General features: G+C 59.8%; 14 protein-coding genes. 9 read left to right on the top strand and 5 right to left on the bottom strand.

The genetic code is table 11. The annotated features are described in order from the left end of the window. Positions 1-292 precede the first annotated feature (292 nt). The 4 genes from KW840_RS08645 to KW840_RS08630 all read left to right on the top strand — a co-directional run bounded on the left by KW840_RS08645 (position 293) and on the right by KW840_RS08630 (position 2,677). Positions 293-1,219, top strand: coding sequence for a hypothetical protein (locus KW840_RS08645; protein WP_218494969.1), 927 nt, complete (start codon positions 293-295; stop codon positions 1,217-1,219). 252 nt (positions 1,220-1,471) lie between these two features. Further along, positions 1,472-1,963: an adenylate kinase gene (locus KW840_RS08640; protein WP_218494968.1), complete on the top strand. Its 492-nt coding sequence runs from the start codon at positions 1,472-1,474 to the stop codon at positions 1,961-1,963. A gap of 208 nt (positions 1,964-2,171) precedes the next feature. Then, entirely contained in the window at positions 2,172-2,426 is a 255-nt protein-coding gene (locus KW840_RS08635; RefSeq protein ID WP_057716335.1) for a type II toxin-antitoxin system prevent-host-death family antitoxin, read from the top strand. Further along, complete coding sequence (locus KW840_RS08630) at positions 2,423-2,677, top strand: Txe/YoeB family addiction module toxin (protein WP_057716336.1); 255 nt, start codon at positions 2,423-2,425, stop codon at positions 2,675-2,677. The genes KW840_RS08635 and KW840_RS08630 overlap by 4 nt, the downstream gene beginning before the upstream one ends. Positions 2,678-2,685: 8 nt before the next feature. Here the strand turns inward: KW840_RS08630 and KW840_RS08625 are convergent, their stop codons facing one another. Then, the gene (locus tag KW840_RS08625; protein ID WP_218494967.1) at positions 2,686-3,861 is read right to left on the bottom strand and encodes an aspartate aminotransferase family protein; all 1,176 of its coding nucleotides are present in this window, start codon (positions 3,859-3,861) and stop codon (positions 2,686-2,688) included. A 102-nt stretch (positions 3,862-3,963) separates the two neighbouring features. On the opposite strand from KW840_RS08625, the gene KW840_RS08620 reads away from it, so the two are divergent. Next, complete coding sequence (locus tag KW840_RS08620; protein WP_154861652.1) at positions 3,964-4,869, top strand: LysR family transcriptional regulator; 906 nt, start codon at positions 3,964-3,966, stop codon at positions 4,867-4,869. A gap of 46 nt (positions 4,870-4,915) precedes the next feature. Here KW840_RS08620 and msrA read toward each other — a convergent pair whose 3' ends face one another. Genes msrA through msrB form a run of 3 tightly spaced genes read right to left on the bottom strand, consistent with a single transcriptional unit; the run spans position 4,916 to position 7,981 of the window. After that, positions 4,916-5,623: a peptide-methionine (S)-S-oxide reductase MsrA gene (gene msrA / locus KW840_RS08615; RefSeq protein WP_218494966.1), complete on the bottom strand. Its 708-nt coding sequence runs from the start codon at positions 5,621-5,623 to the stop codon at positions 4,916-4,918. Between the two features lie 30 nt (positions 5,624-5,653). Beyond that, entirely contained in the window at positions 5,654-7,429 is a 1,776-nt protein-coding gene (locus KW840_RS08610; RefSeq protein WP_218494965.1) for a cytochrome c biogenesis protein DipZ, read from the bottom strand. 33 nt (positions 7,430-7,462) lie between these two features. Then, positions 7,463-7,981: a peptide-methionine (R)-S-oxide reductase MsrB gene (msrB, locus tag KW840_RS08605; RefSeq protein WP_090453188.1), complete on the bottom strand. Its 519-nt coding sequence runs from the start codon at positions 7,979-7,981 to the stop codon at positions 7,463-7,465. Between the two features lie 298 nt (positions 7,982-8,279). Here msrB and KW840_RS08600 point away from each other — a divergent pair, with 298 nt between their 5' ends. The 4 genes from KW840_RS08600 (at position 8,280) to KW840_RS08585 (ending at position 13,209) form a co-directional block, all read left to right on the top strand. After that, on the top strand, positions 8,280-8,999 hold the full coding sequence (locus KW840_RS08600; RefSeq protein WP_090453186.1) for a response regulator transcription factor: 720 nt from the start codon (positions 8,280-8,282) through the stop codon (positions 8,997-8,999). Next, on the top strand, positions 8,996-10,516 hold the full coding sequence (locus KW840_RS08595) for a HAMP domain-containing sensor histidine kinase (RefSeq protein WP_218494964.1): 1,521 nt from the start codon (positions 8,996-8,998) through the stop codon (positions 10,514-10,516). Before KW840_RS08600 ends, KW840_RS08595 begins: the two co-directional genes overlap by 4 nt. A 323-nt stretch (positions 10,517-10,839) precedes the next feature. After that, a complete protein-coding gene (locus tag KW840_RS08590; RefSeq protein WP_057716344.1) occupies positions 10,840-11,544 on the top strand; it encodes a hypothetical protein in 705 nt (234 codons plus the stop codon). 234 nt (positions 11,545-11,778) lie between these two features. Next, positions 11,779-13,209 carry a PLP-dependent aminotransferase family protein gene (locus KW840_RS08585; RefSeq protein WP_218494963.1) on the top strand — a complete coding sequence of 477 codons (1,431 nt, stop codon included), beginning with the start codon at positions 11,779-11,781 and terminating at the stop codon, positions 13,207-13,209. A gap of 114 nt (positions 13,210-13,323) precedes the next feature. Here KW840_RS08585 and KW840_RS08580 read toward each other — a convergent pair whose 3' ends face one another. Continuing rightward, positions 13,324-14,124 carry an N-acyl homoserine lactonase family protein gene (locus KW840_RS08580; protein ID WP_057716346.1) on the bottom strand — a complete coding sequence of 267 codons (801 nt, stop codon included), beginning with the start codon at positions 14,122-14,124 and terminating at the stop codon, positions 13,324-13,326. Between the last annotated feature and the right edge of the window lie 9 nt (positions 14,125-14,133).

The following is a 14,133-nucleotide window of genomic DNA, read 5'->3' as shown; positions in this document are numbered from 1 at the left end:
AAGCTTCATTAGTTCTAAAAAAACCTCAAGCAACCTATTTAATACATCAAAAAAAATCTGTATTAATTATTTCGCCCCCTCAGGACCACCAGGGAGCACAAAACCAACAAAATGAAAAAAAGGACGATCAAATGAAAAAGAAAAATGTCGTTAAAGAAAAGCTCACCCGCATAACTTCCGGCCCGGAAAATTTTGGCTGGGCGCCGTTAGCTTGGGCTCATACTGAAGAGTAAATGATGAAAATGGGCGTCAAGATCGCTCTTGCCGCCCACCGACAAAAAAGGAGGTTCCAATGTTATCCAGAACGATGATAACAACGCTCTTTGGTCAAGAAGAGCCTTCCATAATTGCGGACTTTGGGGAGTTCCTCCAAGAGTGCTCTAATTTAGGATTCAAGACACTCAACATTTCTGACATCGACAGACTCCCCAAAAACAGCATCATCTTTTCATTCACTAATGATGCAGCGAAAAAGACATTTGAAATTGCGAAAAATACCAAACACAAAAAAAGCATCTTTTGTGCAACACAAGTATTCGAGCCTACTTTAAAAGCAGCACTTTATAGTTTGAATCTGTTATTGATAAGCGACTTTCAACGAGCGCTAAGCACACAAAGACGTGTACTGAACATGCTCAATTCACACAACTCATTTTTCTTGACCGGAAATGACGCTGACGCGCAAATAACGATAGCCCCTCACGCTCAGCCTTATGCTTTGATTACCGAGGATATAGAAAACGATTTCATTCAGTCCGTGGCGGAGTTTTTTGAAGTCCATTATGCTCACATGAAGCCACAAGAGCCGAGTCCGTTTTCCTTTCACGGAGCATTAAAAATATCCGGAATACTTACAGTTCTTAGAAGACCCAACCCAGCTTTACCAGAAGGCTTAAATATTTCTTTAAAATGGTTGAGTGATCGCATATCTGAAGAAGGCGCACTATTGACCATTGAAGACAACACAATCACCTCACTGAAAACAAATGGCAATGAACACATAAAACTATTGGATCTTGCAGCAGGACCTAGAGGCCTCAAGCTGACTGAGTTTGCTATTGGAGTAAACGAAACAATCGCAAATAGCATTGACTACAAAATCAACTCTCAATTAAACGAAGGAATTAATGGCGTTCATATAGCAATTGGGGACGGTTCCTCTGGCTATCACATAGATTTCCTGAGCCCAGCAGTAAAGGTAAGCCCAACTCACAACTGAGCCAACCTAATCGCTCTCACTACAACCACCCACATCACGGCGATGTCTAAAAACTGACACTATAAAAGGGCTTACAGAAATGATGAGCAGTGACGCACGGCAAGTTACCGATGGACCTCAAGGCGCACAGGCCGGCAGATTCTGGTGTACCTGCAGGCTTGCCCGCGATAAGACCAGCACATCCAGCATCAATGCTGACTGAAGCACCGCTTTCGCGAGCAGGTTCACACCCACAATTGATCGGTGTCTCTCATGAACCTCACCCGAACCTTGATCATCGGCAACTCCGGCTCGGGCAAGAGCTGGCTGGCGCAGCGGCTGGCCGAGCAATTGAGTGTGCCCTGGACCGATCTCGACCGGATTCACTGGCTGTCCGACGAACACAGCATCCCCCGCCCCCGAAATGAAGCGCTGGGAATGGCGCGGATCGCTGCCGATGAGGAGCGCTGGGTGATCGAAGGGGGTTACGGCTGGATCGTCAGTGAAATCCTGCCACGAGCGACTGCGCTGATCTGGCTGAGTGTAGGGGACGAGGAATGCGTGGCCAACATTCGACAACGCGAGGGCGGGCGCGATGAACAGGACCTGTTGCTTATCGCCTTGCTGGAGTGGGCGGGCAGTTATCGCCAGCGGCTGGGGTCCAGTGGGTTTGCGGCGCATCAGCAACTGTTCGAGGGGTTTTGCGGTGCGAAAATCCGGCTGGAAGACCGGGAGGAAATCACCGCACTAGCTCGTCACTCGTAAGTATCCGGAGCTGTGGTCTGACACAAACCTGATGGATGGCATGTAGCTCAGAATGGGATTACACCTGTCTCGGAAACGTCCTGAAGAACATTCGGCGATACTTGATACAAATGTGGATGCACTTTCTACGTAACAACCACTCGTAGGTATCGCCTTGCTAATATGTACTCATTTCTGTACGTTCTCTGCATCAAGCGAGGACAAACACATGGAAACCATCAACTACACCAACGCTCGGGCACATCTGGCGCAAACCATGGACCGGGTGAATGAAGATCGCGCCCCGCTACTGGTAACTCGTCAGAAAGGCGAGCCGGTAGTGATGATGTCATTGGCCGAATACAACGCTCTCGAAGAGACCGCCTATCTGCTCCGTTCCCCAGCCAATGCTGAACGCTTGATCAAATCAATCGGTAACCTGCGAGCCGGCAAAACCAAAGCCAGGCAACTGATTGAAGAATGAATATCGAGTTCACCCCTGAAGCCTGGGACGATTATCTCTGGTTCCAGCAGAACGATAAGGCAGGGCTCAAGCGTATCAACCTGTTGATCAAAGCTATCCAACGTGAGCCTTTCGACGGCCTTGGAAAACCCGAACCGCTCAAGCATAACTTGAGCGGGTTCTGGTCACGCCGGATTACGGCTGAGCATCGTCTGGTCTACGCCATTGAAGACGGAGAAATACACGTCGTGATGTGCAGATACCATTACTGAGCAGAACCTCAGCCAGCGTTCACGACCCGACACACCCCCCTGACAATCATCTCCACTTCCCGCTCATCGATGGTCAGCGGCGGCAGCAGGCGAATGGTTTTCCCCCGCGTGACATTGATCAGCAAGCCATGATCCCGGGCGGCGATCAGGCTCAGGTCGCGGATCGGTTGCTTGAGTTCGATGCCGATCATCAGGCCCTGGCCGCGTATTTGCGAGACGTTCGGGTTGCCCGCCAGTTCTGTGCGCAATCTTTCGAGCAGGCGCGCCCCCTGAAGCCGGGCGTTTTCCAGCAGCCCTTGTTCTTCGACGATCTCCAGCACGGTGCATCCGACCCGGCAGGCCAGCGGATTACCGCCGAACGTGCTGCCGTGGCTGCCCGGCGTGAACAGTTCGGCCGCCTTGCCACGGGCCAGGCAAGCGCCGATGGGCACGCCATTGCCCAGGCCTTTGGCCAAGGTCATGACGTCCGGGACGATGCCTTCGTGCTGGAACGCGAACCACTGGCCGGTGCGACCGATGCCGGTCTGGATCTCATCGAGCATCATCAGCCATGAGCGCCGGTTGCACAGTTCCCGCACGGCCTTGAGATAGCCCGGCGGCGCCAGTTGCACGCCGCTTTCGCCCTGGATCGGCTCCATCAGGATTGCCACGATCCGCGAGCCAAAGGCCTGTTGCACCTTGTCCAGCGCACTGAGGTCGCCGAACGGTACTTTGACGAAATCCCCCGGCAGCTTGTTGAAACCCAGGCGCACCGCCGGGCCATCGCTGGCAGACAGCGTGCCGAGGGTGCGGCCATGGAATGCGTTCTCCATGACCACCACCAGCGGCTGCTCGATGCCCTTGTGCCATCCATGCAGCCGGGCGATTTTCAGTGCGGTTTCGTTGGCTTCGGCCCCGGAGTTGTTGAAAAACGCCCGGTCCATGCCCGCCAGCTGCGTCAGTTTCTGCGCCAGCCGTTGCTGCCAGTCGATGCTGTAGAGGTTCGAGGTGTGCAGCAGCAACCCGGCCTGCTCGGTAATGGCGGCAACGATTTTCGGATGGGAGTGGCCGACGTTGGTCACCGCCACACCGGCGACCGCATCCAGGTATTCGCGACCGGCCTGATCCCACAGGCGAGTACCCAGGCCCTTGTTGAAACTCAAGGCCAGGGGTTGGTAAGTGCTCATCAGGCAGGCGGCGGTCATGACATCAAGCTCCAGCAAGGGTCGGTGTTTTTGCAGTATGGTTAGCCACCAGAGCTGGATAAACACCGTAAAACTTCAATCATTTAAAAGCAGAGCTTGATAATGGATTTATTCCAGGCAATGACCGTCTACGTGAAAGTGGTGGAGACCGGCAGCATGACCGCCGCCGCCTTGCAGTGTGAAATGTCCACGACCATGGTCGGCAATCACCTCAAGGCCCTGGAGCAACGGCTGGGTGTGCGTCTGCTCAACCGCACGACGCGGCGCCAGCGGCTGACCGAGTTCGGCGCCGCGTATTACCAGCGCTGCCTGGAAGTGCTGGGGTTGGTGGCCGATTCCGAGCGACTGGCCGAGCAGGCTCTGGACGAACCGAGCGGCACCTTGCGCATCACCGCGCCCCTGACCTTCGGCACTGAGCGCCTGGCCCCGGCATTGAGTGAGTTCAGCCGGCAAAACCCGCGGGTGAAACTTGACGTGGTGCTGACCAACCGACGCCCGGATCTGCTGGAGAACGGCCTCGATGTAGCGTTTCGCCTTGGGGCGCTGGAGCCCTCCAACCTGATCGCCCGCCCGCTGATCGACTACACCCTGACCATGTGTGCGTCACCGGACTACCTGGCCCGTCGCGGCACTCCGCAAACACCTGAAGACCTGCGCCATCACGACTGCCTGTCCTTTGCCTATCCGGCCGGAGATGACTGGCAATCGGTGCAAAAGGAATGGCGCCTGGCCGGTCCCGATGGCGAAGTCAGCGTGGGGGTCGGCGGGCCGATGCTGATCAACAGTTCCGCCGGACTGCATCAAGCGGCGCGCACCGGCATGGGCATCGTGATGATGCCCGACGCCTTGGTCGAGCAGGACCTCAAGGACGGAAAGCTGTTGGCCTTGATGCCCGATTACTGTCCGCCCAGCCGGCCGATGCACCTGGTCTATGCCCAGGATCGCCACCGTTTGCCGAAGTTGCGCCGTTTCGTCGAATTCGCCATGCAGCTGTGGGGCAAGCACTGATCCGCTGACCGACGATTCAGTGCCAGGGTCGTCGATTCCCCATTCACTACATCCCCGCCTTCACCAGCACCGGCTGTTCCTGATAACGGTCCGGGTACAGCTGTTTCAACTGCGCGACCTTCGGCAAATCGTTGATCACGATGTACGGATAGGTCGGATGTTCGGTCAGGAAATCCTGGTGTTCTTCCTCCGCCGGGTAGAAACCGTTGAAGGTTTCGAGTTTGGTCACGATCGGTTTGTCGAAGACTTGCGCGGCGTCGAGCTGGGTGATGTAGGCCTGTGCGACCCGCTGCTGCTCAGCGTTTTTGGTAAAGATCGCCGAGCGGTACTGGGTGCCGCTGTCCGGGCCCTGGCGGTTGAGCTCGGTCGGGTTGTGCGCCACTGAAAAGTAGATCTGCAGCAAGGTGCCGTAACTGACCTGGGCTGGATCGAACGTGACTTCGACCGACTCCGCATGGCCGGTATTGCCGTTGCTGACGCGCTCGTATTGCGCAGTATTGGCCGCCCCGCCCGCGTAGCCGGAGACGGCGTTCTTCACGCCTTTGACATGCTGGAACACACCTTGAACACCCCAGAAGCAGCCACCGGCGAACACCGCGGTTTCGCTGCGGGCCTGGGTGGTTTCATCAAGGGCCGGCGGTGGAAGGATGACCGCCTTTTCGGCACCGCCGAAAGAGAAGGCCGAGCATTGGCTGATGATGCCGGCAGCCGCCAGCCCCAGCAGGGTACGGCGCCAGGTAAAGAGTGTTTTCATGGGGCGAACTCCTGAAGCGTTGAACAGTTATCAGCCGAAAGTGAAGGCGTAAGCCGACGCCCCCGGATCAAGAAACTCGATACTGAAGGTCCGGTCGGTCACGCCGCCGCTCTGGCGTACCAGTTGATACAAACGCTGGTCCGTCACGGTGCCGCTGCCATCGGGTGCCACGTCCATGCCATGGGCATCGCCGGGGGCCTTGCCGTCGATCAGCACCTTGAAACGCACCGGTTTGCCATCGGCGCCAGGGCCGAGCACCAAATGCAAATCACGGGCGTGGAAGCGATAGACGATGCGGCTGGCCGGCGCGCTGGCGGTGGCCCGCTCCGGGCCGACATGCCACTGGCCGCCCAGGCTCCAGTCATTGAGGGCCAGTTGCGCCGGCGGGTTGTAGGCCGCGACCTTGTCCGGCACCAGCGCGGTTTCGGGCACGAAATGCTCAGCGCGCTGGTGGCCGACATAGGTTTCCGGCGACTGCACGGCGTCCTTGTCCGGGGCCATTTGCACGCCATCGGCCTTGGCACTGATCAGCCCGTCGGCGACCTTGGCCGCCCCCGCCTCGCGCAGCAATTGCTGGATGACCCGCTCCGATTCGGCGTACGCGCCTTCGCCGAAATGGTGATAACGAATGCGTCCCTGGGCGTCGGCAAAGTAATGCGCCGGCCAGTACTCGTTGTTGAAGGCGCGCCAGATCTTGAACTCGTTATCGATGGCCACCGGGTAGTTGATGCCCAGGTCTTTCATGGCCTTGGTGACGTTGCTGACATCGCGCTCGAAGGCAAACTCCAGCGCATGCACGCCGATCACCACCAGGCCTTGATCGCGATACTTCTCGGCCCAGGCTTTCACATAGGGCAGCGAGCGCAGGCAGTTGATGCAGGAGTAGGTCCAGAAGTCCACCAGCACGACCTTGCCTTTCAAGGCCTGGGCATCGAGGGGGGGCGAGTTGAGCCATTGCACGGCGCCCTCCAGTGACGGCAGGTTGCCTTCGACCGGCAAGGTGCCCGGGGTTTTGTCAGCCACTTGCACCGCGCCGGCGGAGGTCGAGTTTTGCGCCATCATCGCCCCGCTGTTACGCGGTAACTTGCCGGACAGTTTCTCCACCAGCGCTTGCTCGATACCACTGGTCGACGCCGTGGAAAACCGCGCCAGAATCCCCGTGTCCAGACCTAGGGCAATCGCTGCCACACCGGCCAGCATCGCCCCGCCAAGGCCGCGACGCAGCCATTCGCCCGCGCCAATCGAACGCTTCATCGCGGTGAAGACTTTGCCGCCCAGCAACAAAGCCAGCGCGAGGGAAGTGGCGGCACCGGCGGCGTACGCCAGCAGCAAAAAGGTGGTTTGAATGCTGGCGCCTTGCAGCGCCGCACCGGTCAGCAGCAGGCCCAGGATCGGCCCGGCGCACGGCGCCCACAGCAGGCCGGTGGCCACGCCGATCAGGAGCGAAGCACCAGGACGTGGCCGTGCATCGGCACCCGCCGCCTCCGACAAACGACTGCCCGCCGCCACCAGTGGCCGGGTCAGACGCTCGGCCAGTTGCGGCAGCAACAGCGTCAGACCGAACAACGCCACGAACACCAGCGCCAGCCAGCGCCCGTACTGATTGAGTTGCACCACCCAGCCGCCGCCCACCGCCGCCAACGTGGCGACCAGCGCGAAGGTCAGCGCCATGCCCACCAGCAGCGGCAACCCGCTTTTGACGAAGGGTTGCCCGGTGCGGGCGAAGACAAACGGCAATACCGGCAGAATGCACGGGCTGACAATCGTCAGCACACCACCGAGATAAGCGAGGACCAGCAGCCACATGGCGATTACCTGCAAAAAGTGAGTGGAATGGAATCACACCGTCTTGGGCACGAATTTCATCGCCAGGCCGTTCATGCAGTAACGCAGGCCGGTGGGTTTCGGGCCGTCGTCGAAGACATGCCCCAGATGCCCGCCACAGCGCCGGCAATGAACCTCTTCACGGACCATGCCGAACGCACGGTCCTGGCGGGTCGCCACGGCCTTGTCCAGCGGTGCCCAGAAACTTGGCCAACCGGTGCGGCTGTCGAATTTGGTCGCCGAGGAAAACAGCGGCAGCTCGCAACCGGCACAGACGAACGTGCCATCGCGGTGCTCGTTGTTCAGCGGGCTGCTGTAGGCTCGCTCGGTGCCCTCTTCGCGAAGGATTTCGTACTGCTCGTCGCTCAGAAGAGCGTGCCATTCGCTGTCGCTGTGGGTCACTTCGAATACCTCCGCTGCGCTGGCTTCACTGATCAAGGCCGAGCCTGTGGAAAACTTCGGCAACAGGCCGATCGCCAGGGCTGCCACCCCCAGCCCGCCGCTCGCTACAAGAAATTGCCGTCGTGAAAACATGTTCGTCTCCAAAAATCCAGGGGTGTTTCATAGAACACAGCCTAGGCTTTGGGTGATCGCCAAATCCTCACGGGAAGTTAAACAATTCGTGATAACTCGGGCGCCGAAAAACCCGCACAATGCATAACGCCAATTTTGAACAATGCATTTCCTGTGGGAGCGAGCTTGCTTGCGATGACGATTGCACAGTCAGCATCGTCGTTGACTGACATTGCGCCATCGCGAGCAAGCTCGCTCCCACAGTTTTTGCACCTTGACCGAGTGGCATTACGCACAATGCGCCGAAGGATTGAGCTGTATGGAACAGACCAAACGCGTCCTGGTGGTCGAGGACGATATGCATATCGCCGACCTGATCTGCCTGCATCTTCGCGACGAGCAGTTCGAGGTGGTGCACAGCGCCGATGGCAATGAAGGCATGCGCCTGCTGCAGCAAGGCAACTGGGACGCACTGGTCCTCGACCTGATGCTGCCCGGTGTCGACGGCCTGGAAATCTGCCGCCGCGCCCGCGCCATGGCCCGCTACACGCCGATCATCATCACCAGCGCGCGCTCCAGCGAAGTGCACCGGATTCTCGGCCTCGAACTGGGTGCCGACGACTATCTGGCCAAGCCCTTTTCCATGCTTGAACTGGTGGCCCGGGTCAAGGCGTTGCTGCGCCGGGTCGATGCCATGGCGCGCAACCTGAAGATGGACGCCGGCAGCCTGCTCACCGACGGCCTGGCCATCGACCCGATCACCCGCGAAGTGTCCCTCGATGGACGACGCCTGGACCTCACGCCCCGGGAGTTCGACTTGCTGTATTTCTTCGCCCGCCAGCCCGGCAAGGTGTTTTCGCGCATGGACCTGCTCAATGCCGTGTGGGGCTACAGCCACGAAGGCTACGAGCACACGGTCAACACCCACATCAACCGCCTGCGCGCCAAGATCGAGGCCGACCCGGCGCAACCGGTGCGCATCCTCACGGTCTGGGGGCGCGGCTACAAATTCGCCACCGGGGAGGAACCACGGCCATGAGGCTGACCCTGACGCAACGCCTGTCCCTGGTGTTCGCCGTGCTGCTGCTGGTGTGCTGCGGCACGTCGGCGTGGATGCAGGTGCGCTCCAACCAGATGCATGAGCAGGAAGTGGTGCAAGGCTTGTCCCGGGACCTGGCGCAGCACATCGCCCGCGACACGGTGTTGATGGACACACAGGGCCTGATGCCCAATGCCGTGCGTGACCTGTTCAGCAAGCTGATGCAGGTCAACCCGAGTGTCGAGGTGTACCTGCTGGACACCGAGGGCAAGATTGTCGGCAGCGCCGCGCCCGAAGGCCGGATCCGTCGTGAGCGGATCGACCTGGCGCCGATCCAGCGCCTGTTGCGGGGCGATGCCCTGCCGATTCTCGGCGACGACCCGCGCAGCGTCGATGCGCGCAAGGTGTTCAGTGCTGCGCCGCTGAAGGTCGACGGCAAGCCGGCCGGTTATCTCTACGTGGTGTTGCTCGGTGAAGACCACGACCGCCTGGCCGAACGCGGCGCGACCAGTGCAGCGCTCAACACCGCGCTGTTATCCATCGGGCTGGTGGCGTTGCTGTGCCTGATTGCCGGTCTCACCGCATTTGCCCTGATCACCCGGCCGTTACGCCGCTTGACCGAAACCGTCAGCCAGTTCGACATCGATGGGGTGCCGGTCACACCGGCTCTGCCCGTCGCGGTGGAGAAAGCCGCGAGTCACGATGAAATCGCCGTACTCGATGCGGCGTTCCGACAGATGCAGACACGCCTGGGCGAGCAATGGCGCTCGTTGACCCGCCAGGATCAGGAGCGCCGCGAACTGGTGGCGAACATCTCCCACGACTTGCGCACGCCGCTGGCCTCGTTGCACGGTTATCTGGAAACCCTGTCGCTCAAGGACGCCACGCTGTCCCCTGCCGACCGCCGTCGCTATCTGGGCATTGCGCTGGACCAGAGCCGCAAGGTAGGTGGTCTGGCGCAGTCGCTGCTGGAACTGGTGCGGCTGGAACATGGCTTCGTACAGCCGGTGCTGGAACGCTTTTCCCTGACTGACCTGGCCCAGGACATCTTCCAGAAATTCGAACTCACCGCCGAAGCGCGTCAAGTCGAGTTGAAGGCCACTTTTGCCGCCAACGTCTCGGCGGCCTGCGCCGACCTTGGGCTAATCGAGCGGGTGCTGACCAACCTGTTCGACAACGCCCTGCGCCATACCCCGGCCGGTGGCGAGGTCGAACTGGGCCTGCGCCCGCAAGGCTCATTCATCGAAGTCACGGTCAGCGATACCGGCCCCGGCATCGCCCCGGAACTGCGCGAAGGGTTGTTCCTGCGGCCGTTCAATATCGGCGGCGCACGCCGTGATGGCGGGTTGGGGTTGCGGATCGTACATCGCATCCTGCAATTGCACGGGCGCGAGATTCAATTGATCGATGTGCCGGGGCGGGGTGCGACGTTCCGGTTTTCGCTGCCGATCGATGAGGAGACCGCTTCGGCTTTGGCGGAGCGGTCGATGAACCTCAATACACCGAGGCAGGCCTGAAAAACTTTGGTGCCTGACAAGGCCCCATCGCGAGCAAGCTCGCTCCCACAGTTTTTTCGGGTGCTTACAGATTTTGCGTACCCCCACTAACCCTGTGGGAGCGAGCTTGCTCGCGATGGTCTCAAGGGCACCGCGTACACCCGGAATGAACGCGTTTTCGTTAACGTCCATCGCGAGCAGGCTCGCTCCTACAGGGGAGCAAAAACATGACCGGCCGCCTGTTGATCCGTGACAACGCCGCCCCGGTCCAATAGATTAGGCCCCCTGAAAAAGCCCCCGGGCTTTCTCGCCCCAATTCAAGTTATAGAAGTAGTGAAATTTCAATGTCCGATTCCAATACCGCTGAAACCGTAGTCACCTTGTCGTCCAAAGCGGAATACGAAAACTCCATCAATCTTTCACAACACGTGCCTCAGGCCAAGACCATCAGCGAGATGGTGCTGGACGCGTTCCAGTCCACCCGCGAAAGCGACCAGATCCGCGAACTGCGCGCCGCGATCCGCCAGGCCCACGACAGCTTCGATGACGATAAAGCCTACGAACTGATGGGCCAGCTCAAGCAGCTCAAGGACGCCGAGGCCGCCGATATCGCCGCCCTCGAAGACCTGAGCGGCAAATTCCCGATCAGCCGCATCCTGTCCAGCTTCAAGGACGATCCGGCGTTCCAGGAAATCGTCTACGGCCTGGCCCTGAAGGTGCTGAACCAGACCCACCAGGCCATCAGCAACCCGAGCGGCGGCAAGAGCAAAGCCGCCAAGGCGAAGAAAGAAGTCGAAGTGTTCACCATCAGCAAGGACGGCATCAGCGTCACCCTGCCGCTGCGCACCCCGCGCTCGCGCCTGAGCGTCGACCGTGAAGCCCTGGAATTCCTCGGCCTCACCTTCGTTGGCGAAGGCGAAGAGGCGGAACTGGAAAGCGAGACGTTCCTGGACAACAGCGGCGCCGAGCAAGCGGTCAACCGCAAGAACATCATCACCGCCCTGCAGCAGCAGACCGCGTTCGACGGGTACAGCATCGCCGCTCAGTAATACCTATTGTTGTGGCAAGCCCTCTCGCCACACGGTCCTGAGCGACCGACTCAAGAGCCCCGCCATCAGTGCGGGGCTTTTTATTGCCCGTGATTCGGGCAAAACCGCGATTACTCTTCCAGTATCGACGCAGAACACCACTTCCCTTCACCCATGAGCACCACGGGTCCGCCTGCGGGGAGCGTCAACTCACTTTCCAGCCCAGACCTCAGTAGTGCAACTGCCGAGGTCATCATGAACACGCCCCCCTTATATCGCCAACTGGCCAACCACTACCTGGACGCTATCCGCAGCGGCACCCTGAAAACCGGTGAACGCCTGCCCTCGATTCGGTTGATGATGGAAAAACACGCCGTCAGCCTGTCGACCGCCGTGCAGGTGTGCCGGGAGCTGGAAGACTATGGCGTGCTGGAAGCCCGGCCACGCTCCGGCAACTACATTCGCCAGCCCGACGCCCTGCCCAGGCCCGCCCCGACGACCTCGGCGCCAGCGCTGGATGCCCGCGCGTATGTCGGCATTCATGAACAGGTCTGCGCGGTGCTCAAGGCCAGTCAGCGCGCGACGATCAAGGTCAATTTCGCCAGCGCCTACTGCGCGCCGCAGCTTTACCCACTGAAGACCTTGCAAGACAACATGATCAAGGCGCTGCGCTACGACGCCTGCCTGCTCGGCACCGCGGGCGGCGCCTGCGGCAACAGCGCATTGCGCAACATCCTGGCCCGGCGGGCACTGGCCAGCAAGACCCACCTGGCCCCCGAGCGGATCGTGATCACCAACGGCGCCACCGAGGCGATCAATCTGGCCTTGCGTGCGGTCACCCGCCCCGGCGACACCGTGGCCGTGGAGTCGCCGACCTTCTACGGTCTGCTGCAAATTCTCGAAAGCCTGAACCTGCGCGTGCTGGAAGTCCCGGCCTCGGCCCATACCGGGCTCAATCTGCAGGCCCTGCAACGGCTGCTGCAAGGCCCCGAACGGGTCAAGGCGCTGATCGTCATCCCCAACCTGCAAAACCCGTTGGGCAGCATCATGCCCGACGCCAACAAGGCACGGCTGGTGAAACTGTGTGCAGAGCACGGCACCGTGCTGATCGAGGACGACACCTACGGCGACCTGGTGGACACCGAGCAGCCGCTGTCCACGCTCAAACATTGGGATAGCACCGACAACGTGATCTATTGCGCCTCGCTGAACAAAACCCTGGCACCGGGCATGCGCCTTGGCTGGATCAGCGCCGGCAAATGGCACGACCGCGTGGAGATGCTCAAGCATACGCAGTCGCGCGGGTGCGAGGCGTTATCGCAACTGGCGGCCAGTGCGTTCATGAAGACCCCGTCCTACGAACGTTACCTGCGGCGGTTGAGGAAAACCCTGACCGTACAACGCGAGCAGATGAGCGCAGCGATCACCCGCTATTTTCCCATCGGCACCAGCGTGACCCACCCGCAAGGCGGCACGCTGTTATGGGTGGAACTGCCTCGCCGGCATTCATCGATGACGTTTTTTCACGACGCGTTGAAGGCCGGCATCCAGATTTCACCTGGGGATATCTTTTCCAATGCCCGGCGTTTCGATCACTTTGTGCGCATTGGCTGTGGCGCGCCGTATTCGCCGCGGGTTGATGAGGCACTGCAGACGTTGGGACGTATCCTGAAAAATCAGGGTTGACCGCGACCCTGTGGGAGCGAGCTTGCTCGCGATGGCGGTGTGTCAGACACATCAATTTTGAATGTACTGACGCCTTCGCGAGCAAGCTCGCTCCCACAGGGTTGAAGGTGATCTTCAGAGCGGATTCTGGTGCAGGCAAATGATATGCGGGTCGTCATTCCAGTGCGGAAAACGCTCGGCGATCAGCGGGTCGTGGCCGGGGATGACATGATCTTCGCTGTCGGCCAGACGGTCGATCTCGGTGAAGGCTTCAAGGGTTTGCGCCAGGTCATCGAGGATCGGAAACGGACTTCGCCCGCGAATGTTGGCCCACAAATGCGCCGCATCCGAGGCCAGCACAATCCAGCCGCGCTCGGTCGCTACCCGCACCACCTGACTGCCCGGTGTATGTCCGCCTACCGGATGCAGGGTCACGCCCGGAACGACCTCGACAACTCCGTCGTGCAAACGCATCCGCCCTTCGAACAGCGGCGGCAACGCCGACATCACGTCCTCGACTTCGTAGGTTTTGTTCACCGTGCGATGGACCATTTTCGGCCCGGTGCAGAAACGCAACTCCGCGTCCTGCAAATGCACGGTCGCCTTGGGGAACAACCCGAGGTTGCCGGCATGATCCCAATGCAAATGGGTAAGGATCAGGTGCTCGACCCGGGCCGGATCGATGTCCAGTTGCCGCAGGGATTCTTCCGGCAGGCGATACATCTGGCGATTGCGCCGGTGCGCCGTGGCCGGCTGGAAACAGGTGTCGACCACGATCACCTGCTGTTCGTTGCGGATGACCCAGAAGTAGTAGTCCAGCGGCATCGGCGCATTCGGATCACCGCAACAGGCGTCGTAGAGAAAATTCTCCCTGGCAGTGCGCTGGGCGTTTGCACCGACACGGATGGCGAACACTTCGTACACAGGCGTGGACATAAGCACCTC

Source organism: Pseudomonas sp. PDM30, from assembly GCF_019218985.1.
In the GTDB taxonomy this organism is placed as follows: Bacteria; Pseudomonadota; Gammaproteobacteria; order Pseudomonadales; family Pseudomonadaceae; genus Aquipseudomonas; species Aquipseudomonas jessenii.
The sequence above is the reverse complement of the archived record's forward strand: the minus strand, read 5'-3'. Positions and strand labels throughout refer to the sequence as shown.